Annotated in this window: 21 protein-coding genes; 13 read left to right on the top strand and 8 right to left on the bottom strand. The window is 61.4% G+C overall.

Annotated features, from left to right (window positions below; genetic code table 11):
* Window positions 1–87: 87 nt before the first annotated feature.
* Window positions 88–1,371 (bottom strand): Zn-dependent hydrolase, encoded by a 1,284-nt coding sequence (locus MHH62_RS00105; RefSeq protein WP_020301675.1) that lies wholly within the window; start codon window positions 1,369–1,371, stop codon window positions 88–90.
* Between the two features lie 148 nt (window positions 1,372–1,519).
* A complete protein-coding gene (locus tag MHH62_RS00100; protein ID WP_019818076.1) occupies window positions 1,520–3,007 on the bottom strand; it encodes an NCS1 family nucleobase:cation symporter-1 in 1,488 nt (495 codons plus the stop codon).
* A 593-nt stretch (window positions 3,008–3,600) separates the two neighbouring features.
* Between MHH62_RS00100 and hydA the strand changes: the two genes are divergently transcribed.
* From hydA to preA, 3 genes are all read left to right on the top strand, one after another.
* On the top strand, window positions 3,601–5,040 hold the full coding sequence (hydA, locus tag MHH62_RS00095; RefSeq protein ID WP_019818077.1) for a dihydropyrimidinase: 1,440 nt from the start codon (window positions 3,601–3,603) through the stop codon (window positions 5,038–5,040).
* 105 nt (window positions 5,041–5,145) lie between these two features.
* Complete coding sequence (locus tag MHH62_RS00090) at window positions 5,146–6,513, top strand: NAD(P)-dependent oxidoreductase (protein ID WP_014718998.1); 1,368 nt, start codon at window positions 5,146–5,148, stop codon at window positions 6,511–6,513.
* Window positions 6,513–7,787, top strand: a complete 1,275-nt coding sequence (preA, locus tag MHH62_RS00085; protein WP_014718999.1) for an NAD-dependent dihydropyrimidine dehydrogenase subunit PreA — start codon at window positions 6,513–6,515, stop codon at window positions 7,785–7,787. The genes MHH62_RS00090 and preA overlap by 1 nt, the downstream gene beginning before the upstream one ends.
* Before the next feature lie 113 nt (window positions 7,788–7,900).
* Here preA and MHH62_RS00080 read toward each other — a convergent pair whose 3' ends face one another.
* Window positions 7,901–8,521, bottom strand: coding sequence for a TetR/AcrR family transcriptional regulator (locus tag MHH62_RS00080; RefSeq protein ID WP_014719000.1), 621 nt, complete (start codon window positions 8,519–8,521; stop codon window positions 7,901–7,903).
* 116 nt (window positions 8,522–8,637) lie between these two features.
* Between MHH62_RS00080 and copC the strand changes: the two genes are divergently transcribed.
* From copC to MHH62_RS00035, 9 genes are all read left to right on the top strand, one after another.
* Window positions 8,638–9,003: a copper homeostasis periplasmic binding protein CopC gene (copC, locus tag MHH62_RS00075; RefSeq protein ID WP_014719001.1), complete on the top strand. Its 366-nt coding sequence runs from the start codon at window positions 8,638–8,640 to the stop codon at window positions 9,001–9,003.
* Window positions 9,004–9,006: 3 nt separating this feature from the next.
* Window positions 9,007–9,867 (top strand): copper homeostasis membrane protein CopD, encoded by an 861-nt coding sequence (gene copD, locus MHH62_RS00070; RefSeq protein ID WP_339232200.1) that lies wholly within the window; start codon window positions 9,007–9,009, stop codon window positions 9,865–9,867.
* A 262-nt stretch (window positions 9,868–10,129) separates the two neighbouring features.
* Complete coding sequence (locus MHH62_RS00065) at window positions 10,130–11,392, top strand: OprD family porin (RefSeq protein ID WP_014719003.1); 1,263 nt, start codon at window positions 10,130–10,132, stop codon at window positions 11,390–11,392.
* Window positions 11,393–11,622: 230 nt separating this feature from the next.
* Entirely contained in the window at window positions 11,623–12,441 is an 819-nt protein-coding gene (locus tag MHH62_RS00060) for an NAD(P)-dependent oxidoreductase (protein ID WP_336826983.1), read from the top strand.
* A 26-nt stretch (window positions 12,442–12,467) separates the two neighbouring features.
* Complete coding sequence (locus MHH62_RS00055) at window positions 12,468–13,343, top strand: SMP-30/gluconolactonase/LRE family protein (protein ID WP_339232199.1); 876 nt, start codon at window positions 12,468–12,470, stop codon at window positions 13,341–13,343.
* 45 nt (window positions 13,344–13,388) lie between these two features.
* A complete protein-coding gene (locus MHH62_RS00050) occupies window positions 13,389–14,351 on the top strand; it encodes a TRAP transporter substrate-binding protein (protein ID WP_014719006.1) in 963 nt (320 codons plus the stop codon).
* 65 nt (window positions 14,352–14,416) lie between these two features.
* A complete protein-coding gene (locus MHH62_RS00045) occupies window positions 14,417–14,944 on the top strand; it encodes a TRAP transporter small permease (RefSeq protein ID WP_054898249.1) in 528 nt (175 codons plus the stop codon).
* A 1-nt stretch (window position 14,945) separates the two neighbouring features.
* Window positions 14,946–16,226 carry a TRAP transporter large permease gene (locus MHH62_RS00040; protein ID WP_014719008.1) on the top strand — a complete coding sequence of 427 codons (1,281 nt, stop codon included), beginning with the start codon at window positions 14,946–14,948 and terminating at the stop codon, window positions 16,224–16,226.
* A gap of 163 nt (window positions 16,227–16,389) precedes the next feature.
* A complete protein-coding gene (locus tag MHH62_RS00035) occupies window positions 16,390–17,265 on the top strand; it encodes an aldose 1-epimerase (RefSeq protein WP_339232197.1) in 876 nt (291 codons plus the stop codon).
* Here MHH62_RS00035 and MHH62_RS00030 read toward each other — a convergent pair.
* From MHH62_RS00030 to MHH62_RS00010, 5 genes are all read right to left on the bottom strand, one after another.
* A complete protein-coding gene (locus MHH62_RS00030) occupies window positions 17,254–18,399 on the bottom strand; it encodes an HlyD family secretion protein (protein WP_014719010.1) in 1,146 nt (381 codons plus the stop codon). The two genes, MHH62_RS00035 and MHH62_RS00030, sit on opposite strands and share 12 nt — an antisense overlap.
* Window positions 18,396–20,039, bottom strand: a complete 1,644-nt coding sequence (locus MHH62_RS00025; protein WP_014719011.1) for an MFS transporter — start codon at window positions 20,037–20,039, stop codon at window positions 18,396–18,398. The genes MHH62_RS00030 and MHH62_RS00025 overlap by 4 nt, the downstream gene beginning before the upstream one ends.
* 141 nt (window positions 20,040–20,180) lie before the next feature.
* Complete coding sequence (locus MHH62_RS00020) at window positions 20,181–20,987, bottom strand: sulfite exporter TauE/SafE family protein (protein WP_137271501.1); 807 nt, start codon at window positions 20,985–20,987, stop codon at window positions 20,181–20,183.
* Window positions 20,988–22,232, bottom strand: a complete 1,245-nt coding sequence (locus MHH62_RS00015) for an FAD/NAD(P)-binding oxidoreductase (RefSeq protein WP_166405430.1) — start codon at window positions 22,230–22,232, stop codon at window positions 20,988–20,990. It lies immediately after the preceding gene.
* Window positions 22,233–22,283: 51 nt separating this feature from the next.
* Window positions 22,284–22,619 carry a metalloregulator ArsR/SmtB family transcription factor gene (locus MHH62_RS00010; protein WP_003174875.1) on the bottom strand — a complete coding sequence of 112 codons (336 nt, stop codon included), beginning with the start codon at window positions 22,617–22,619 and terminating at the stop codon, window positions 22,284–22,286.
* A 94-nt stretch (window positions 22,620–22,713) separates the two neighbouring features.
* On the opposite strand from MHH62_RS00010, the gene MHH62_RS00005 reads away from it, so the two are divergent.
* Window positions 22,714–23,577, top strand: coding sequence for an MBL fold metallo-hydrolase (locus MHH62_RS00005; RefSeq protein ID WP_054917412.1), 864 nt, complete (start codon window positions 22,714–22,716; stop codon window positions 23,575–23,577).
* Window positions 23,578–23,752: the final 175 nt, after the last annotated feature.

Here is a 23,752-nt window from a genome sequence, read left to right as displayed (position 1 = left end):
AACGCCGCTCAGGACGCTCTGCGTCTGCCTCTAAAATCGTGACGCGGAGCGACACAGGGTGCATTCCCACGCGGAGCGTGGGAACGATCAGGCCGCGAGCTGGCCGCTGGCGATGGCCGCTGAAGCGGCCACCATCGCCCGCAACAACACCGCACACCCCGCCGCCAGGTCATCCGGCGCGGCATTTTCGATTTCGTTATGGCTGATGCCGCCTTCACACGGCACAAAGATCATCCCCGCCGGGCCCAGCTCAGCGACGAAGATCGCGTCGTGCCCTGCCCCGCTGACGATGTCCAGGTTCGACAAGCCCAAGCCATTGGCGGCATTGCGCACCGCCTCCACGCAGCTTTTGTCGAAGTACAGCGGCGGGAAGTCCGCCGTAGGCTGCATGTCGAAACTCAAGCCATGTTTGGCGCAGGTGTCTTCGATCACCTGACGCACCTGGGCAATCATCGAATCCAGCCGCGCCGGTTCAAGATGACGAAAATCCAGAGTCATGCGCACTTCACCGGGAATCACGTTGCGCGATCCCGGATACGCTTGCAGGCACCCCACCGTGCCGCATGCATGGGGCTGGTGCGCCAACGCCGCCGCGTTCACGGCGGCCACCACCGCTGCCGCGCCGACCAGGGCGTCCTTGCGCAAGTGCATGGGTGTAGGGCCGGCATGGGCCTCAACACCGCGCAGCTTCAGGTCGAACCACTTTTGCCCGAGGGCGCCGAGCACCACGCCGATGGTTTTGTGTTCATCCTCCAGAATCGGCCCTTGTTCGATATGGGCCTCGAAATACGCGCCGACCTTATGCCCGCTGACCGGCCGCGTTCCCGCATAGCCAATCGCGTTCAACGCCTCCTCCACGCTGACGCCGTCCGCATCGACCTTGGCCAGGGTATCGGCCAGGGTGAACTTCTCGGCAAACACCCCTGAGCCCATCATGCACGGCGGGAAGCGCGAGCCTTCTTCGTTGGTCCACACCACCACTTCCAGCGGTGCCTCGGTTTCCACCTGGAGGTCGTTGAGGGTGCGCAGCACTTCCACACCGGCCAGCACGCCGAAGCAACCGTCGAACTTGCCGCCGGTGGGCTGGGTGTCGATATGGCTGCCGGTCATTACCGGTGGCAGGTCGGGATTGCGACCGGGGCGGCGCGCAAAGATATTGCCGATGCCGTCGATGGTCACGGTGCAACCCGCCGCTTCACACCACTGCACGAAGAGGTCGCGAGCCTTGCGGTCGAGGTCGGTGAGGGCCAGGCGACACACACCGCCCTTGGGCGTGGCGCCGAGTTCGGCCAGGTCCATCAGCGACTGCCACAGACGGTCGCGGTTGATGTGCTGATGGGGCGATTGCAGAACGTCGAGGGCAGCGTTCATGGGGAGGTCTCCTCAGGCTACAGGTTCTTATGAATTGACGCGGTCAACTGTGGGAGCTGGCTTGCCTGCGATGGCGGTGTGTCAGGCGACACGGCTTTAACTGATAGTCCGCTATCGCAGGCAAGCCAGCTCCCACCTCGACCGTGGTTTACAACGGCGCCTTGGCGGTGATCGGGCTCGCCCCGCGCTTGGCGTTCAAGCCGTAATACAACACCCCGCCCAACGCCGAGCCGGTGAACCAGCCGTAGCTGTAGAACCAGCTGAACGCATCGCTGCCCAGCGACAGCAGCGTCAGCACCACCGGTACGCCAAAGGCGATAAAGCCGCTCCAGTTCCAGGCCGGGTACACGTCGTCGCGGTACAGGCCGGCCAGGTCCAACTGCTGTCTGCGGGTGATGAAATAGTCCACCACCATGATCCCGGCAATCGGCCCCAGCAGGCTTGAATAGCCCAGCAGCCAATTGGAATACACGGTTTCAAGACTCACGTCCGAGACGATCAGCCCGAGTTTTTTCAGCAGTTCATGGGCCATCAGCGCCAGCCCTACCAGGCCGGTGAGGATCACCGCCGTGGTGCGGTTGATCAGCTTGGGCGCAATGTTCTGGAAGTCGTTGGTGGGCGAGACGATGTTCGCCGCGGTGTTGGTGGACAAGGTTGCGACGATGATCAGCGCCATGGCGATGGCCACCCACACCGGGCTCTGTATATGCCCGATCAGACTCACCGGGTCGGAGACGCTGACCCCCACCAGTTTCACCGAGGCGGCGGTCATGACCACGCCGAGGGCGGCGAACAGGAACATGGTCAGCGGCAAGCCGAAAATCTGCCCCAGAATCTGGTCTTTCTGGCTCTTGGCGTAGCGGCTGAAATCCGGAATGTTCAATGACAATGTGGCCCAGAAACCCACCATCGCCGTGAGCCCCGCCATGAAGTAACCGGTGAGGCTGGCGCCTTCGGGGCGCTTGGGTGGGATCGCCATCAACTCGCTGAGGGACACGTTGGGCATCGCCCATACCAGCAGCCCAACCCCCACCGCCACCAACAACGGCGCCGACAAGGTTTCCAGGCGCTTGATCGACTCGGCGCCACGCAGCACCACCCACAGGTTCAAGCACCAGAACAGCATGAAACCGATCACCTCTCCGGTACCGCCGAGGGCTTTCCAGCCGTCGAAAATCGAGCCCAGGAACAGGTGGATCGCCAGCCCGCCGAACATCGTCTGGATACCAAACCAGCCGCAGGCCACCAGCGCGCGGATCAGGCACGGTACGTTGGAGCCGAGGATGCCAAAGGACGAACGCAACAGCACCGGAAACGGAATGCCGTACTTGGTGCCGGGAAACGCGTTGAGGGTCAGCGGGATCAACACCACGATATTGGCCAGCAGGATCGCTACCAGCGCCTCCCCCACCGACAGCCCGAAATACGCCGTGAGCACCCCGCCCAGGGTGTAGGTGGGCACGCAGATCGACATGCCGACCCATAGCGCCGTGATGTGCCATTTGTTCCAGGTGCGCTCGTGCACTTTGGTGGGTGCCATGTCGTGGTTGTAGCGAGGGCTGTCGAGGACGTCGGGGCCGGCGTCGAGTTCGTACAGGCCGTTGCGCTCGATGACTTGCGATCTGTTCTGTTGCATGGCCGCTCCACGGTTTTTTTTAAATTATTGTTGCTCACCTGCACGCCAGGTTCAGGTGGCCGGAGTACCGCATCGACAACATGACATCCAGGGTTCCGGCCAACTGCCCGTGCACTCAATAACCGTGCCGACAACCGCCTCTGAACCCGCACCGCTTATATAACGTGCTGATGTTTATCAGCTTTTCAATTGAACCTGCGGTACTTGCCGCATGCGTCAGGCTAAACAATACGCAAGTTGCCAGAACCTTCAGGTCTCAATCTGGTGCATCACAATTATTTTTATTTCTCGACGGCGTCAAGCGGCATATCTCAAGCGCCTGATTTGCAATAAGAAATATTGATCAGATCAAGAACCTGTCAAGTGCGTCAAAACAGGGTGGGCATGCTTCATTTTGGTGAAAATAGGATTTTTCTTATAAATATCAACAAGATGAAACACACAAAAGTTTGCGAAAAATCTGCTTGCTCATTCGAAAAACTCGGGCTAGTTTCTATTCCTGTCACCGATGACAGGAATTAACCGACCCTCGGTGCGCAGTATTACAACACTTAGAACTGGCACAAGCCGGTCAAGCCTGTGAGGAACTCGACATGTCGCTGTTGATCCGTGGCGCCACCGTTATTACCCATGATGAAAGTTACCGCGCCGATGTGTTATGTGCAGAGGGTCTAATTCGCGCCATTGGCACGAATCTGGATATTCCCGCAGGCACTGAAATACTCGATGGCAGCGGCCAATACTTGATGCCGGGCGGCATCGACCCCCATACCCATATGCAACTGCCCTTCATGGGCACGGTGGCCAGTGAAGACTTTTTCAGTGGCACGGCGGCAGGCTTGGCCGGTGGTACCACGTCGATCATCGACTTCGTGATTCCCAACCCGCAGCAATCGCTGATGGAAGCTTTCCACCAGTGGCGCGGCTGGGCCGAAAAGTCCGCCGCCGACTACGGGTTTCACGTAGCGATCACTTGGTGGAGTGAGCAGGTACGTGAGGAAATGGCCGAGTTGGTCAGCCATCACGGCATCAACAGCTTCAAGCATTTCATGGCTTACAAGAACGCGATCATGGCGGCCGATGACACCTTGGTCGCCAGTTTCGAACGCTGCCTGGAACTCGGCGCCGTGCCCACCGTGCATGCCGAAAATGGCGAGCTGGTGTATCACCTGCAACGCAAACTGATGGCCCAGGGCATCACCGGGCCGGAAGCCCATCCGCTGTCGCGCCCGTCCCAGGTGGAAGGCGAAGCGGCCAGCCGTGCCATCCGGATTGCCGAGACCATCGGCACGCCGCTGTACCTGGTGCATGTGTCGACGAAAGAAGCCCTGGATGAAATCACCTATGCCCGAGGCAAAGGCCAGGCGGTGTACGGTGAAGTGCTCGCCGGCCACCTGTTGCTCGATGACAGTGTGTACCAGCACCCCGACTGGCAGACCGCCGCCGGCTATGTAATGAGCCCGCCATTCCGCCCACGCGGGCATCAAGAGGCGCTGTGGCACGGCCTGCAAGCGGGCAACCTGCACACCACCGCCACCGACCACTGCTGTTTCTGCGCCGAGCAAAAAGCCGCCGGGCGTGACGACTTCAGCAAGATCCCCAACGGTACCGCCGGCATTGAAGACCGCATGGCGCTGCTGTGGCACGAAGGCGTCAATACCGGGCGTTTGTCGATGCAGGAATTTGTCGCGCTGACCTCCACCAACACCGCAAAGATCTTCAACCTCTACCCACGCAAAGGCGCGATACGCGTAGGCGCCGATGCCGACCTGGTGCTATGGGACCCCGAGGGCACGCGGACCATTTCCGCCAAGACCCACCATCAGCAGGTGGACTTCAACATCTTCGAAGGCAAGACCGTGCGCGGCGTGCCCAGCCATACCATCAGCCAGGGCAAGCTGGTGTGGGCCGATGGTGACCTGCGCGCCGAGCGAGGGGCCGGACGGTATGTGGAGCGGCCGGCGTATCCGTCGGTGTTCGAGCAGTTGAGCAAGCGGGCAGCGCTTTGCAAGCCAGTGGCCGTGAACCGCTGAGTCCAAAAAAAGCGGACGCGGAGCGTCCAGTGAGGCATTCCCACGCAGAGCGTGGGAACGATCGCCCATCAGAGGCAGCACCTCAATAACCGTGAGGCCAACACCGTGATCCAGACCCTGACCCACCTCCCCCACCCCCGCGAAGACGGGGCCACCCTCGCCAGCCACTTCACCGACCTGGCACCGCCCCTCAACGCACGCCAGGCCCAACTGGAAGCCTCGCGCTGCCTGTACTGCTACGACGCGCCTTGTGTGAATGCGTGCCCCAGCGAGATCGATATCCCCTCGTTCATCCGCAATATCCACACCGAAAACGTGCAGGGGGCCGCGCAAAAAATCCTCTCGGCCAACATCCTCGGTGGCAGTTGCGCACGGGTGTGCCCGACGGAAATCCTTTGCCAGCAAGCCTGCGTACGCAATAACGCCGAAGAATGCGCCCCCGTGCTGATCGGCCTGCTGCAACGCTACGCCATCGACAACGCGCACTTCAGCGAACACCCGTTCCAACGCGCCGCGTCCACCGGCAAGCGTATCGCCGTGGTCGGCGCCGGGCCTGCCGGTTTGGCCTGCGCTCACCGCGCCGCCTTGCACGGTCATGACGTGGTGATATTCGAGGCGCGGGAAAAAGCCGGCGGCCTGAATGAATACGGAATCGCCAAATACAAACTGGTGGACGACTTCGCCCAGAAGGAACTGGATTTCCTCCTGCAGATTGGCGGCATCGAGGTTCGCCACGGCCAGCGCCTGGGTGACAACCTGACCTTGAGCGAACTGCACCAGCAGTTCGATTCGGTGTTCCTCGGCCTGGGGCTCGCTGCCAGCAAACAGCTGGGCCTGCCCTTTGAGGACGCCCCCGGCCTGCTCGCCGCCACCGACTATATCCGCGAACTGCGCCAGGCCGACGACCTCACCCAACTGCCCCTGGCCGACCGCTGCATCGTGCTCGGCGCCGGCAACACCGCCATCGACATGGCCGTGCAGATGGCCCGCCTCGGTGCCCGCGATGTCAACCTGGTGTACCGCCGTGGTCTGGCCGACATGGGCGCAACCCACCACGAACAGGACATCGCCAAGGCCAATCAAGTCCGGCTGTTGACCTGGGCCCAACCCGACGAGGTGTTACTCGACGACCAAGGCCGCGTACGCGGCATGCGCTTTGCCCGCACCCGCCTGGAGAACGGTCGCCTGCTGCCTACCGGGGAAACCTTCGAACTGGCCGCCGATGCGATCTTCAAGGCGATCGGGCAAGGCTTCGACAACGACGCCCTGCACGACCCGCTGGCCCAGCAGCTGCACCGCGTCGGCGAGCGCATCTTCGTCGATGAGCAACTGCGCACCAGCATCCCAGGGGTGTATGCCGGCGGCGACTGCGTCAGCCTCGGCCAGGACCTAACCGTTCAGGCGGTACAACATGGCAAGCGGGCCGCCGAAGCCATGCATGCCCAACTCATGCTGACTGTGGAGGCTGCGTAATGGCCGATCTCTCGATTGTATTCGCCGGTATCAAAGCGCCCAATCCGTTCTGGCTGGCCTCCGCGCCGCCCACCGACAAAGCCTACAACGTGGTGCGCGCCTTCGAGGCCGGCTGGGGTGGCGTCGTGTGGAAAACCCTGGGGGAAGATCCGGCGGCGGTGAACGTGTCGTCGCGTTACTCCGCGCACTATGGCGCCAACCGCGAAGTGCTGGGCATCAACAATATCGAACTGATCACCGACCGCTCCCTGGAGATCAACTTGCGGGAAATCACCCAGGTGAAAAAGGACTGGCCGGACCGCGCGCTGATCGTCTCGCTGATGGTGCCTTGTGTCGAAGCGTCCTGGAAAAACATCCTGCCCTTGGTGGAGGCGACCGGCTGCGACGGCATCGAGCTGAACTTCGGCTGCCCTCACGGCATGCCCGAACGGGGCATGGGCGCCGCCGTCGGCCAGGTGCCGGAGTACGTGGAGCAAGTGACGCGCTGGTGCAAGACCTATTGCTCGCTGCCGGTGATCGTCAAACTCACGCCGAACATCACCGACATCCGCGTGGCGGCGCGAGCGGCCTATCGCGGTGGCGCCGATGCGGTGTCGCTGATCAACACCATCAACTCCATCACCAGCGTGGACCTGGAACGCATGGTCGCGCTGCCGGTGGTCGGCACCCAGAGTACCCATGGCGGTTACTGCGGCTCGGCGGTCAAGCCGATTGCGTTGAACATGGTCGCCGAAATCGCCCGTGACCCACAGACCAACGGCCTGCCGATCTGCGGCATCGGCGGCATCGGTACCTGGCGCGACGCCGCGGAATTCGTCGCCCTGGGCTGCGGCGCGGTGCAGGTGTGCACGGCGGCGATGCTGCATGGGTTTCGCATCGTTGAAGAGATGAAGGACGGCTTGTCGCGCTGGATGGACAGCCAGGGCCATGCCAACCTGCAGGCGTTTTCCGGGCGGGCGGTGGGCAATACCACAGACTGGAAGTACCTGGACATCAACTACCAGGTCATCGCCAAGATTGATCAAGCGGCGTGCATTGGCTGTGGGCGTTGCCATATTGCCTGCGAGGACACCTCGCACCAGGCCATTGCCAGCTTGAAGCAGGCTGATGGCACGCATCTGTATGAGGTGATCGACGATGAGTGCGTGGGCTGCAACCTGTGCCAGATCACCTGCCCGGTGGCCGGCTGCATCGAGATGGTGCCGATCGATAACGGCAAGCCGTTTTTGAACTGGACGCAGGACCCGCGCAATCCTTACCGCGAAGCGGTGTAACCCTTGCCCCTCGTTCCCACGCTCCACGTGGGGACGCATCCTGTGACACTCCGCGTCACCCTGGCAAGAGCGTCCAGGGCTGCATTCCCACGCGGAGCGTGGGAACGATCAGCTCAGGGTTCCAAGCCAATCCCGCGCAAAATCACACCGGTCACTGTCTGAATGGCCTTCTCGAACTGCCTGTCCGACAACGGCTGGTGATCATTCAAAATCTTCACTTGGTGGTCAAAGTCGGCATAGTGCTGGGTCGAGGCCCAGATCATGTACAGCAGGCTCGAGGGCTCCACCGGCAGGATGCGTTTGTCTTGCACCCATTGGCGAATCTTCGCTTCCTTCATCTTGGCCCAGTCGTACAGGCTTTCATCCAAGGCCTCGCCGAGTGTGGGCGCGCCGTGGATGATTTCATTGGCCCAGACCTTGGAGCCATACGGACGCGTGCGCGAGCGCTGCATCTTGGCGCGGATGTAGCTGCTGAGCACCACACGGGGGTCATCAAAGGTTTCAAAGCTCAGGGCGTCCTGCTTCCACAATTCCAGCAGGTCGAACAGCACCGCGCTGTACAGCTCGCTCTTGGTGGTGAAGTAGTAATGCAGGTTGGAGCGCGGCAGTTGCGCTTCTTCGGCGATGTCGGCCATGGCGGTGCTGCCATAGCCTTTGTTGGCGAAGACCTTCTCCGCCGCCAGCAGGATTTTCTCGACGTTGACCCGACGAATTCCGATCTTGTGATTGCCCATAAGGGCTCCCTGACAACAACACGGCCTAAAGACTACCACCGGCTCTAGATCGGGGCGACAGGCCAAGCCGAAACTTCGTACACTGCCGGCTCCTATCCTCTGATCGGTGTTGAACAATGTTGCTCAAGAAGTCCCTGACCGCTGCTGTCCTGTTCACTGCCCTGCTGGGCGCTTCTGCCGCGTTTGCCCACGCCCACCTCAAGAGCGCGCAACCTGCGGCTGACAGCCGCGTCGCCGCCCCCACAGACCTGCGCCTGACCTTCAGCGAAGGCGTCGAAGCCACCTTTACCAAGGTCTCCCTGAGCAAGGACGGCACCGAAATTGCCATCAAGGGCCTGGAAACCCCGGACGCCGACAAGAAAACCCTGGTGGTCACGCCTGCCGCTCCGCTGGCAAGCGGCACGTATAAGGTCGAATGGCATGCGGTGTCCGTCGACACTCACAAAAGCGAAGGCACTTACAGCTTCAAGGTCGGCCAATAACCCATGGCGACCCTGCTGGTGCTGTGCCGCTTCCTGCACTTTTGCGTCGTGTTGCTGATGTTCGGGGCCTGGGTGTTCAGGCCCTGGCTGCTCGGCGCTCACGTCGTGCAGCCGACACTGGACCGGCAATTGCTGCGCATCACCCGTGGCCTGGCCAGCCTGGGGCTGCTCACCGGGGTTGCGTGGCTGCTGTTGATCACCGCCAGCATGGCTGGCAGTTGGGACTCGGCGCTGCAACCGGCCACGGTGCAGTTGGTGCTGGGCAAGACCTTTTTTGGCCAGGTATGGACCTGGCATCTGCTGCTTAACCTGCTGCTGGTGATCGTGCTGATCAAGCCCTGGCCGGCCTTGCGCTTGCCGCTGCTCGCCCTGCTGCTGGCGACCCTGGCCCCCGTAGGCCACGGCGCCATGCTCGACGGGCTGAGTGGGCGGTTGCTGATCCTTAACCAGGTGGTGCACCTGCTGTGCGTGGGGGCCTGGCTCGGAGGGTTGCTGGTGTTGGTGCTGATCCTCAGGCATGCGCAAGACCATCGCCTAAAGCCGATTTTGCGCCGCTTCAGTGGTGTGGGATATGGCCTGGTCGCCGGCCTGTTGGTGACTGGCTTGATCAACGTGCGGGTGCTCACTGGGCAACTGTGGCCCACGCCGCTGTTCCAAGGGTTTGCCTTGATTTTGCTGATCAAGGTGGGGCTGGTGCTGGGCATGCTCGGGTTGGCGCTGTTGAACCGGTTGCGTATCAAGCGCTGCGAACAGCGCCTGGGCAGATTGAGAGCCAGTGTGATGATGGAGTGGCTGCTGGGCCTTGCAGCCGTGGCGGCGGTTTCCCTGCTTGGCACCCTGCCGCCGATGGTCATGGCTGGCTGAAAAGTCTTGTGCAATGCAATCAACGTGGGAGCTGGCTTGCCTGCGATGGCGGTGGATCAGTGACTGCATACTGTCTGATTCGCCGCCATCGCAGGCAAGCCAGCTCCCACACTGACCGTGCCCCCATCAGTTGAATCGTTTCACCCAGGTCATCGTATAACTTCTGCTTGACACGCCCTCAAAACCTCGCAAATATCGCGCTCAATGTTGTACGACAACGTATAACAAATAATAAAAACAACAAAACAAAGGGAGCCTCACTGTGAGTCAATCCGCCCGTCATTCTTGCACGCGCCTGGGCCTTCTCGGTCTCGGCAGCCTGGCCGTCACCCTGCCGCTGGGCGTCAACGCCGAAGGTTTTATCGACGACGCCAAGGCCACGCTCAACCTGCGTAATGCCTACTTCAATCGCAACTTCACCAACCCGACCAACCCCCAGGGCAAGGCCGAAGAGTGGACGCAGAATTTTATCCTTGATGCCAAGTCCGGCTTTACCCAGGGCACGGTCGGTTTCGGGATTGACGTGCTGGGCCTGTATTCGCAAAAGCTTGATGGCGGCAAAGGCACCGCCGGCACCCAACTGTTGCCGGTGCATGACGATGGCCGCCCCGCCGACAATTTCGGGCGTCTGGGTGTCGCGCTGAAAACCAGGCTGTCGAAGACCGAGTTGAAGGTTGGCGAATGGATGCCGGTGCTGCCGATCCTGCGTTCCGATGATGGCCGCTCCCTGCCCCAGACCTTTCGTGGCGGCCAGGTCACCTCCAATGAAATCGCCGGCCTGACGCTCTACGGTGGCCAGTTTCGCGGCAACAGCCCGCGCAACGACGCGAGCATGGAAGACATGTTCATGAACGGCAAAGCCGCGTTCACTTCGGACCGTTTCAACTTCGGCGGCGGCGAATACACCTTCAACGACAAACGTACCCAGGTCGGCCTGTGGTACGCCGAACTGACTGATATCTACCAACAGCAGTACCTCAACCTCACCCACAGCCAGCCGCTGGGCGACTGGACTCTGGGCGCCAACCTCGGGTTCTTCAACGGCAAGGAAGACGGCAGCGCCCTGGCCGGCGACCTCGATAACAAGACCCTGTTCGCTCTGCTCTCGGCCAAATACAACGGCCACACCTTCTACGTTGGCCTGCAAAAACTCAGCGGCGACAGCGCCTGGATGCGCATCAACGGCACCAGTGGCGGCACCCTGGCCAACGACAGCTACAACGCCAGCTACGACAACGCCAAGGAAAAGTCCTGGCAGGTGCGCCACGACTTCAACTTTGTGGTGCTCGGCGTTCCAGGGCTCACCCTGATGAACCGCTATATCAGCGGCAGCAATGTACACACCGGAGCGATCACCGACGGCAAGGAGTGGGGACGTGAGTCGGAGTTGGCCTACACGGTGCAGAGCGGTGCGCTGAAGAACCTCAATGTGAAGTGGCGCAACTCGACCATGCGCCGGGATTTCAGCAATAACGAGTTCGACGAGAACCGGATTTTTATCAGCTATCCGATTTCGTTGTTGTAGCTCCAAAGGCAAATCCGATCTCTAAGGTGCGACATATCCATGTGGGAGCTGGCTTGCCTGCGATAGCGGTGGGTCAGTTACCACATCCTTTTCATACTCACCGCTATCGCAGGCAAGCCAGCTCCCACCTTTGATCTCATGTGCCTGGAAGGACGTTGACAACACCAGGAATCCCTAACACTATTTCCCCATAGTCATACGACAACCTACAACAAAAATCTGGAAGGCCCATGACCACCACCACCCCCGCTCCCTTCAATCGTCTGTTGCTCACTGGTGCCGCCGGCGGCCTGGGCAAAGTTCTGCGTGAACGCATGCGTCCTTATGCCCAGGTGCTGCGCCTTTCGGATATCGCTGAAATGGCCCCCGCCACCGATGCTCGCGAAGAGGTACACATCTGCGACCTGGCCGACAAACACGCCGTGCATCGGTTGGTAGAGGGCGTCGACGCCATCCTGCACTTTGGCGGCGTGTCAGTGGAGCGCTCGTTCGAAGAAGTACTGGGCGCGAATATCAGTGGCGTGTTCCATATCTACGAAGCCGCCCGCCGCCACGGGGTCAAGCGGGTGATCTTCGCCAGTTCCAATCACGTGATCGGTTTCTACAAACAGGGCGAGCAACTTGACGCCCACTCCCCGCGCCGCCCGGACAGTTACTACGGCCTGTCCAAGTCCTACGGCGAAGACATGGCCAGTTTCTACTTCGACCGGTACGGAATCGAGACCGTGAGCATCCGTATCGGCTCCTCGTTCCCGCAACCGCAGAACCGCCGGATGATGCACACCTGGCTGAGTTTCGACGACCTGACCCAACTGCTCGAACGCGCGCTGTACACGCCCAACGTCGGCCATACCGTGGTGTACGGCATGTCGGCCAACCTCGATACCTGGTGGGACAACCGCTACGCCGCGCATCTGGGCTTTGCCCCCAAGGACAGCTCCGAGGTGTTCCGCGCCCAGGTCGAAGCCCAGCCGCCCGTGGCCGCCGATGACCCGGCCAAGGTCTATCAGGGTGGTGCGTTCTGCGCGGCGGGGCCGTTCGGTGACTGAGTGCCCAGCAACCCAAGGGAATGACTATGCCTGCTGAATTGATTGTCGATGCCCGCAATGCCGTGGGCGAATGCCCGGTGTGGGTGCCTGAAGAAAACGCGCTGTATTGGGTGGATATCCCCAACGGTGGCTTGCAACGCTGGAACGCCGCCACCGGCCATCTGGCAGCGTGGAAAGCCCCAGAGATGCTCGCCTGTATTGCGCGCACTCAAGCAGGCAATTGGGTCGCCGGCATGCAAACCGGCTTCTTCCAACTCACGCCCCACAACGACGGCAGCCTCGACACCGTGCCGCTGGCCAGCCTCGAGCATTCGCGCAAGGACATGCGTTTGAACGATGGCCGCTGCGATCGCCAGGGCCGTTTCTGGGCCGGCAGCATGGTGCTGGACATGGGCTTGAACGCCGCCGATGGTGTCCTTTATCGCTATGGGTCCGGGGCTGCGCCCCACGCGCAACTGGACGGGTTCATCACCCTCAACGGCCTGGCCTTCAGCCCCGATGGCCGCACGATGTACGCTTCCGATTCGCACCCTAAGGTGCAAAAGGTCTGGGCGTTCGACTACGACATCGAGACCGGCACACCGTCCAATCGCCGCCTGTTCGTTGATATGAACGACTTCCCCGGGCGGCCCGACGGTGCAGCCGTGGACGCCGAGGGCGGCTACTGGATCTGCGCCAACGACGCCGGACTGATTCACCGTTTCAGCCCCGACGGCCGACTGGACCGCTCCCTGAGCGTGCCCGTGAAAAAACCCACCATGTGCGCCTTCGGTGGCAGCCGCCTGGACACCTTGTACGTCACTTCCATCCGTGACGACCCGAGTGAGCAGTCGCTGTCTGGTGGCGTGTTCGCCCTCAACCCCGGCGTCCAAGGGCTGCCCGAACCCCGCTTCATCGTTTAATCGCTGTGCCTTGAATACAACAATAACAAGACAGGAGTGACTTCCATGGACTTCAAACGCACCTTGCTCGCCGCTGCAATCTTCACCCTCAGCAGCGCCGCCCACGCGCTGGAAATCAAGTTCGCCGACATTCACCCCGCTGGCTACCCCACCGTGGTCGCCGAAGAGAACATGGGCAAGGCCCTGACCAAGGCGAGCAACGGCGAGCTGACCTTCAAGTACTTCCCCGGCGGTGTGCTGGGCTCCGAGAAGGAAGTGGTCGAACAGGCCCAGGTCGGCGCCGTGCAAATGACCCGCGTCAGCCTCGGCATCGTCGGCCCGGTGGTGCCGGACGTGAACGTGTTCAACCTGCCGTTCGTATTCCGCGACCAGGCGCATATGCGCAAGGTCATCGATGGCGAGATTGGCGACGAGATCCTCGCCAAGATCACCAACTCCGAGTTCGGCCTGGTGGCCCTGGCCTGGATGGATGGCGGCACGCGCAATCTCTATACCAAGAAACCGGTGCGCAAGATCGAAGACCTCAAGGGCATGAAGATCCGCGTGCAAGGCAACCCGATTTTCATCGAAGCCTTCAACGCCATGGGCGCCAACGGCATTGCCATGGACACCGGCGAGATCTTCAGCGCCCTGCAGACCGGGGTCATCGACGGCGCGGAAAACAACCCGCCGACCTTGCTGGAACACAACCACTTTCAGAACGCCAAGTACTACACCCTCACCGAACACCTGATCCTGCCTGAACCCATCGTGATGTCGAAAATCACCTGGAACAAGCTCGACCCCGCCCAGCAGGACATGGTCAAGGCCGCTGCCAAGGCCGCCCAGGCCGATGAGCGCGTGCTCTGGGACGCCAAGTCCGCCAGCAGTGAAGAGAAACTCAAGAAGGCCGGCGTGGAGTTCATCACCGTCGATAAAAAGCCCTTCTATGAGGCCACCGCTCAGGTGCGTGCCAAGTACGGTGCGCCGTATGCGGACATGATCAAGCGCATCGACGCGGTTCAATAACCTCCCCTGCCCCTGCATAAGGCCCGGCGCGGTCGGCATCGACGCGCCCGGTCACGGTGAACGCCATGAAGACTTTACTGCTGCGCTTCAATGACCGCCTTTACATGACCTGTATCTGGGTCGCCGGCCTTTCGGTCCTGGGGGTGGCCTTGATCATTCCCTGGGGTATCTTCACCCGCTACGCCCTCGGTACCGGTTCCAGCTGGCCGGAGCCCACCGCCATCCTGCTGATGCTGGTGTTCACCTTTATCGGCGCCGCTGCCAGTTACCGTGCCGGCGCGCACATGTCGGTGGCGATGATCACTGACCGCTTGCCGCCCGTCCAACGCCGCCTCGTCGGCATCCTCTCGCAACTGCTGATGGGCACCATCTGCGTGTTCATGACGATTTGGGGCACCAAGCTGTGCCTGTCCACCTGGAACCAATTCATGAGCGCCATCCCCACCCTGCGCGTAGGCATCACCTACATGCCGATCCCGATTGGCGGCGTGCTGACCCTGGTGTTCGTGGTCGAAAAGCTGCTGCTCGGTGACCAGAGCAACCGCAAGGTGGTGCGCTTCGACTTGGTTGAAGAAAACGAAGGGGCCGCCTGATATGGACGCATTGATTCTGTTGGGCAGCTTTGTTGTATTGATTCTGATCGGCATGCCGGTGGCCTACGCGTTGGGGCTGTCGGCGCTGATTGGCGCGTGGTGGATCGACATCCCGTTCCAGGCCCTGATGATTCAGATTGCCGGTGGGGTGAACAAGTTTTCGCTGATGGCGATTCCGTTCTTCGTGCTGGCCGGGGCGATCATGGCCGAGGGCGGCATGTCGCGGCGCCTGGTGGCCTTTGCCGGGGTGCTGGTGGGCTTTGTGCGTGGCGGGTTGTCTCTGGTCAACATCATGGCTTCGACGTTTTTTGGCGCGATTTCCGGCTCATCCGTGGCCGATACCGCCTCGGTCGGCTCGGTGCTGATCCCGGAAATGGAACGGCGGGGTTATCCGCGCGAATTCGCCACCGCCGTGACCGTCAGCGGTTCGGTGCAGGCGCTGCTGACGCCGCCCAGCCATAACTCGGTGTTGTACTCACTGGCGGCAGGCGGCACCGTCTCCATCGCCTCGCTGTTCATGGCCGGTGTGGTGCCGGGCTTGTTGATGAGCGCGTGCCTGATGGTGCTCTGCCTGATCTTCGCGAAAAAGCGCGACTACCCCAAAGGCGAAGTCATCCCCTTGAAGCAGGCGCTGAAGATCGCCGCCGATGCGCTCTGGGGCCTGATGGCCATGGTGATCATCCTCGGCGGCATCCTCTCGGGCATCTTCACCGCCACCGAGTCGGCTGCGATTGCGGTGTTGTGGGCATTCTTCGTGACCATGTTCATCTACCGCGACTACAAATGGCGCGAGCTGCCCAAGCTGATGCACCGCACGGTGCGCACCATTTCCATCGTGATGATCCTGATCGCCTTCGCCGCCAGCTTCGGCTACATCATGACCCTGATGCAGATCCCGGCGAAGATCACCACGCTGTTCCTGACCCTGTCGGACAACCGCTACGTGATCCTGATGTGCATCAACGTCATGCTGTTGTTGCTGGGCACGGTGATGGACATGGCGCCGCTGATTCTGATCCTCACGCCGATCCTGATGCCGGTGATCCTGGGCATCGGCGTCGACCCGGTACACTTCGGCATGATCATGCTGGTGAACCTGGGCATCGGCCTGATTACCCCGCCGGTGGGCGCGGTGCTGTTCGTTGGTGCGGCGGTGGGCAAGACCAGTATCGAGAAAACCGTGAAGGCACTGCTGCCGTTTTATGCGGTGTTGTTCTTGGTGCTGATTGCGGTGACCTACATCCCGGCGTTGTCGCTGTGGTTGCCCCATTTGGTGCTGTAAACCTTCTTTCAGAAACAAAAGTGAGCAACTGTGGGAGCTGGCTTGCCTGCGATAGCGGTGTATCAGTCACGGATGCATTGACTGACAGGTCGCTATCGCAGGCAAGCCAGCTCCCACACTTGCATCCTCAGTGTTTGTTTTGACTTCATCAGGCAGGTCAATCGTGATTGAGCTTTCGGATCAATTCACCCATCTGGTGCTCGCCCCCGCCATCGGCGGCAGCCTCGTCAACTGGACGGTGCGCGCCACCGGGCAGCCGCTGTTACGGCACAGCGATGCACAGGCGATCAATACCGGGCTGCCGGGCAAGCTGGGTTGCTATCCCTTGGCACCCTGGTCCAACCGAATCGCCCAAGGCGGGTTCGACAACCCCGGTGGTTGGCTGGCACTGGCAGCTAATAGCCTCACTGATCCTTTACCGATTCACGGCTCGGCCTGGCAGCAGGCATGGCAGGTGGTGAGCCATACCACGCGTGAAGTGGTGCTGGAATTGGAATGCGCCACACCCTTCGCCTATCACGCCCGCCAGCGGTTGCGCTTGAACAACGGTGAGTTGAATATCCAATTGTGTGTAACTCACTTGGCCGAGCAACCCGCGTGGCATGGGCTGGGCTTGCATCCGTACTTACCGCGCCGGCCGGGTACGCGGCTACAGGCCAGGGCTGGGCACGTGTGGATGAGTGATGCAGCCAAGCTGCCCACCGAGTTGGCACCGGTTCCCGAGGCCTGGGATTTCCGGCAACTCAAAGGTTTGCCAGAGGGGCTGGTGGACAACGGCTTTTGCGGCTGGGATGGGCACTGCCTGATCGAACAACCGGAGCTTGGCTACCGTCTCGAATGCCAGGCCAGCGGCGCCGATTATTTCCTGTTGTACTGCCCGCCGGGGTTGGAGTTTTTCTGCATCGAGCCGGTGAGCCATCCAGTGAATGCCCATCACCTGGCGGGCAAGCCTGGCCTGAAGCTGTTGGAGCAAGGCCAGTCAACCCGCCTCAATTTCAACCTGAAATACACGCCAAGCGTGCCAGTGTCAGGGCGGTGAATTTTTGAGACGCCCTGCCGTGTCGATACTCACCACCACCGACAACCCCGGCCGCAAGCGCTCACTCTCGGCTTGATCCGGATCCACGGTGATGCGCACGGGCACCCGCTGGGCGATCTTGACGAAGTTGCCGGTGGCGTTGTCCGCCTGCAACAGGCTGAACTCGGAACCGGTGGCCGGGGAAATATGCTGCACCGTGCCATGGAATTTGCGGTGGTTCAGCGCATCCACGGTGAACGTCACCGGCTGGCCGACCTGCACATTGTCCATCTGGGTTTCTTTCATATTGGCAATCACCCACAACTGCTTGGGCACCAGGGCCATCAGTTGCGCGCCGGAATTGACATAAGCGCCCAGGCGCACGCCAATCTGCCCCAGCTGACCATCCCGTGGCGCCGTGATGCGGGTATTGGACAGGTCGATGCGCGCCAGTTCCACTGCCGCCTCGGCACTCGCGACAGCTGCCTCCAGGGAGCCGCGGTTGACGATCACCGTCTGCAAATCCTGGCGCGCAATTTCCAGGCTGGCCTGGGCCTGGGCCACGGCAGCGATGGTCTGCGCGTTGGCGGCACGGGTCACGTCCAGTTCGCGTTTGGACACCGAACCATCGCTGATCAGTTCTTCATTGCGGCGCAAATCCGCAGTGCTCTTGCGTGCCTGAGCCTGACTGTCGACCAACGCGGCCTGGCGCAGCTTGATGGTCGCTTCGGCGCTGTTGCGTTGCTGCACCACGTTGGCCAACGAGGCCTTCTGCACCGCCAGTTGTGCCAGGGCCTGGTCGAGGCGTTGCTTGTAGATACGGTCATCCAGGCGCACCAGCAGGTCGCCGGTCTTGACGTACTGGAAGTCCTGCACCGGCACTTCGAACACATAGCCACTGAGTTGCGGGCCGATAATCGTCACCTGCCCACGCACCAGGGCGTTTTCGGTGGTTTCCACCGCGCTGCTGAACGGCGGCAGTTGCCAGGCGTACAACACGATCAGCACACCGATGATGGCGATGGCGGCAAAGCCCAGGGACGAGATGATCCGCACGCGCAAGGACCGCAGTTGGGTGGGCACCGCGCCCGGTGGCGTGCTGCCTTCCGGCGTGGCGGCAATGGCAGTCGTGGTGGTGGTTGAAGGTTCAGTCATGAAGTCGCGCCGCTGGGTTGAACAGGAGGAGTTGCCTTGGTAGTGCTCATCAGCCACAGGCTGCGGGTGAAGATCCACAGCATGGTCAGGATCGCGATAATCGCGATCAGCATGAAGACATCGTTGTAAGCCATGACGTTCGCCTCACGGGTGGCCGCCGTGGCCAGGCTGCGGATGCCCATGAGGTTGCGCAGTTCCGGGTCAGCGACGATCTTGCCATAGGCCGCCCCACCGCTCTGCACCCGCGCCGCCACAAGCGGATCGATCAGGGTCAGGTGCTCGACGATCATGCTCGAATGGTACTTCTCGCGCACAATCTGGAAGGTGCCCAGCAACGCCGCGCCGATCAGGCCGCCAAGGTTCTGGCAGATCCCGAACATCACCGAGAAGCTCACCAGGTTGCGCGGGTTGGTCAGTACGTTTTTGGTGCCCAGCACCATGGTCGGCCCCAGGAAGAATGTACCGCCGAAGCCTAGCAGGAACTGGCTGATATAGAGGTTCTGCGGACGGGTCAGGTTGCTGGAAAAACTGTCCATCACCGAACCGGTAGCCATCAGCGCCAGGGAGATGATCAGCGGCATCAGCAAATGCGCCGGGTTGATCGTCAACGCGCTGACCACCAGCCCGGCAATCGCCCCGGCCAGCATCACCACGTACAGGGTGTGCATCTGCTGGTAGCTCATGTTCAACATCTGCATGAACCCCACCGCACCGGTGGATTGCTCGGACAGCACCATGCGAATCAGCACCACCGCCAACGCCAGGCGGATCATCACGCCGCTGCCGAGCCAGCGCGTCATCAGCATCGGGTTGCTGCGGTTATGCTCGATGGCGAGCCCCGCCATGATCAGCACCAGGGAACAGGCGGAGGCCACGCCGATCCACGGCGCTTCCAGCCACCAGTCAATACGCCCCAGGGACAGCACAGCGCAGAGCAAGGCTACGCCGCTGGCGAGGATGGCAAAGGTTAGAAAATCGAGTTTTTCAAAGGTCTTGAAGCGATCACCCGGCGGCAGCTTGAGCAGGAACACGCAGCCCAGGCAGATCAGCGCCAGGCCCAGTTCGAACAAATACAGCCCGCGCCATTCAGCGATTTGCAGCAAGTCTTCGGAAAACAGCCGCGCCAGCGGTAACGCCAACTGCGCGGTGCCCAGCCCCAGTACCAGCGCTTTCAGCCGCCACTTGGCCGGGAATGCCTGGATCATGTAGTACAAGCCCAACGAACTGAGCGCCGCACCCACCATGCCATGGGCGGCCCGTACCGCAATTGCCGAACTGAGGTCATTGACGAACAAGTGGCCGAAGGTCACCAGCGCGTAGAGCACCAGGAACACCTCGGTAAACGCACGCAGGCCGAACTGCTGGCGAAACTTCACCAGCAGCAGGTTCATGCACACGTTGGTCATCACATAGGCGGCGGGCAGCCAGGCCATTTCCGCGGTGGTCGCGCCCAGGGCGCCTTGCAGGTATTGCAGGTTGGCGATGACCAGGGCGTTACCCAAGCCGCCGGTGATTGCCACCAGCACGCCGACCAGCGCGAAGAGCCAGCGCTTATGCGTAGGGTGCAGCGGCGTCGACGGCGAGCCAGGCAGACTCGGCCGCTCGTGGGGTTGCCAGGTGTGGGGGGTGTATTTATCCATTCGGTGACCTTGGTAAGCCGGGGTGCAAGGCCGGTGAATCCGTTACACAGAGGAACAGTAACCTGAGAGGCGTTCATCTTGCCATCTCGTGGACGCATTTGATCCTCAGGTGGACACAGTCAAAAGTAGAAGCTTTTAACCTTATAGGGCGGCCTTGAGTAACATGCCAACAGCCACTACGACGCACAAACTGGCAAACCCCACTTGCAAGGCCCGCGCGGGAATCACCGAACACAACCGCCGTCCTGCCAACATGCCGACGATACTCGCGCCGATAAACACCCAGCCCACCGGCTCGATACTCACGCCCGCATGAAACGCACCGGCCACGCCGATCAGCGACAGCAGGCTGACCACCATCAACGACGTGGCGACGATGCCACGCATCTGCACATCGGTGAGCTGCTTGAACGCCGGTACGATCAGAAAGCCGCCGCCCACGCCCAACAACCCCGACACGGCGCCGGTCACCGCACCCAATGCGGCCAGGGTGGCGCTGCACTTGGCGGTCCAGGCCAGGCGCCCGGTCTGCTGGTTGAGCATGCAGTTCTTCTGGCCCCACGACGCCGAACCATGGTCACTCGGCCCGGCCTCGCGCTTTTCCCGTTGCAGCATGCGCCAGGCCACCAGCACCATCAGCGCGCTGAACAGTCCCATCAGCACCGGCTCCGACAGTTGATGGGCGAGGAACACACCCAACGGCGAAAACAACGCGCCAAGCAAGGCGATCAGCAACGCCGCGCGATACCGCACCAGGCCATGGCGCAAGCCATCAATGGCCCCCACCGCTGCCGCTGCGCCCACCGCGAGCAATGACACGGGCGCGGCCTGGGTCATGGTCAAGCCCAGCCCCAGCACCAGCGCCGGCACCCCGAGGATGCCGCCGCCCGCGCCGGTCAGGCCCATGACCAGGCCCATCAATACACCCAACACACTGGCCAGCAGCATTCAGTCCACCTTGCTCAGACGGGTCAGCCATTCGCGGCCCTTGAGCATACCGTTCCAGTAGAACCACGGCAGCAGCGTGGCCTTGAGGAACCACATCGAACGGCGCGCCTGCGTGGGATCGAGGGGAAAGGTCGGCAGCAATTTGCCGCCGTAACCAAACTCGGCCAGCACCACCTTGCCCTTCTCCACCGTCAGTGGGCAGGAACCGTAGCCGTCGTATTTGAGCGGCAATGGCGCCTGTTTGCGCAGGGCCAGCAGGTTTTCCGCCACCACCACGATTTGCTTGCGCACCGCCGCAGCAGTCTTGGCGTTGGTGGTGCCGCACACATCGCCAAGGCCGAAGATATGTGGGTAGCGCAGGTGTTGCAGGCTGTGGGGGTTCACTTCGCACCAGCCGGCGGCATCGGCCAGCGGGCTCTGGCGGATAAAGTCCGGGGACAACTGCGGCGGTACGACGTGGAGCATATCGAAGGTTTTCTCTTCGACCGTCGCGTTGCCTTCGGCGTCTTTGACTTCAAACCAGGCTTTGCGCGCCGGGCCATCGACTTTCACCAGGTTGGAATTGAACGCCAGGCGCGCGTTGTATTTCTCCACGTACTTCATCAATGGCGGCACAAAGGTTGGCACACCGAACAACGCGGCACCGGCCAGGTTGAATTCGACGTCGATGTGTTTGAGGTCGCCCTGCTTGAGCCAGTGGTCGCAGGACAGGTACATGGCTTTTTGCGGCGCGCCGGCACATTTGATCGGCATCGCCGGCTGGGTGAACAACGCTTTGCCGCCCTTGAGCTGCTGCACCAGCTGCCAAGTGTAGGCGGCGTGCTCGTAGCTGTAGTTGGAGGTGACGCCGTGTTGGCCCAGGGTGTCTTGCAGGCCTTCGATTTTTTCCCAGGCCAGGCGCAGGCCGGGGCAGACGATGAGGTTCTTCCAGGTGACGCGCTGGCCGCTGTCGAGCACCAGGGTGTTTTCATCGGGCAGCACTTCGCTGACGGCGGCCTGCACCCAGCTGACGCCATTGGGTAGCACATCGGCCAGGGGCCGGCGGGTCTTTTGCAGGTCGTAGGCGCCGCCGCCGACCAGGGTCCAGGCGGGCTGGTAGCAGTGGTAGTCGTTAGGTTCGATCAGGGTGATGTTCAGCTGCGGGTCGCGCTTGAGCAGGCTGGCCAGCAGGCCGATGCCTGCCGAGCCGCCGCCGATGACTACGATATCGCCACTGATGGTGGGTCCCCAGTGTTGTTCGGTCATTGTCTACTGCCTTTTTGAGTCAATGCACACAAGGGTCGCTGCCGGATGGCGTCACGCCCAGCTTTTTATGACCGCGCCGCAATACAGCCCGGACAGGGTCTTCATCACTTGAATCACTTCATGGCTGGCCAGCCCGTAGAAAATGTATTTGCCTTCCCGACGGGTGGCGACCAACCCTTCATCGCGCAAGATGCCCAACTGTTGTGACAGGGTGGGCTGGCGTACCCCGGTCAGGGCTTCCAGCTCGCCGACGTTGCGCTCGCCCTGGGTCAACTGGCACAGGATCAACAAGCGGTCTTCATTGGCCAGGGCCTTGAGCAAGGCACAGGCCTTGGACGCCGATGCACGCAGCTGGGCGACCTCGCCCTCACTCAACGTAGATTCCATTTGCCTCGGGTCCTTTAAGTCACTTAAGCTCAAAACATTATGTGTAAACGTAAACTGATTGTAACCACTTTTTTCTTCAGCAGAGACAGCCGCCATGCCAGCGTTGATTCAAGCCTTTCTGGATGACGCATCGTCGACCTACACCTATATCGTCTATGAAGCCGATGGCGGCCCCTGCGCCATCGTCGACTCGGTGCTCAATTACGACCCGGCTTCGGGGCGCACCGATACGGCACAAGCCGACAAGGTGATCGCCTTTGTGCGCGAGCATGGCCTGCACGTGCAGTGGCTGCTGGAAACCCACGCCCATGCCGACCACCTGTCCGCCGCGCCCTACCTGCGTCGCACCTTGGGCGGGAAGATCGCGATAGGCGAGTCGATCAGCAAGGTGCAGGGCGTGTTCAAAAACCTGTTCAACCTCGAGCCGGAATTTCGCGTGGACGGCTCGCAGTTCGATCACCTGTTTGCGCCGGATGAAGTCTTTCATATCGGCAACTTGAAGGCCCAGGCGTTGCATGTGCCCGGACACACCCCCGCCGACATGGCCTATTTGATCGATGGCCGCTTGATCCTGGTGGGCGACACCCTGTTTATGCCCGACGTCGGCACCGCCCGCTGCGACTTCCCCGGCGGCGATGCGCGGCAGTTGTACGCATCGATGCGCAAGCTGTTGGCGTTCCCTTCGGACACCAAGTTGTACGTGTGTCATGACTACCCGCCCGAGGGTCGAGAAGCCAAATGCCAGACCACCGTGGCGGAACAGCGGGCGGGCAATATCCATGTGCATGACGGCGTGGATGAAGCGGCGTTTGTTGAGATGCGCACCCAACGCGATGCTGGATTGGGCATGCCGACGTTGTTGCTGCCGGCGATCCAGGTGAATGTGCGAGCGGGGAATATGCCGCCGGCGGAAGAGAACGGCGTGACGTACCTGAAAATCCCCCTCAACCAACTCTAGAAACACCGATCCCCTGTGGGAGCTGGCTTGAACTGCGATAGCCACAGGTATCTACACAACTTTTTAGGCTGTCGCAGCAAACGGTAACCACGATGCGAAGCGAGCCGCTCTTGATCTTGATCTTGATCTGCTGTTGATCTTAGGCGCCCCGTTAAACCACGATGGCCGGAATTCG

This window comes from Pseudomonas sp. FSL L8-0168, from assembly GCF_037976155.1.
GTDB lineage: Bacteria > Pseudomonadota > Gammaproteobacteria > Pseudomonadales > Pseudomonadaceae > Aquipseudomonas > Aquipseudomonas paracarnis.
This window is presented reverse-complemented; position numbering and strand designations above follow the sequence as displayed.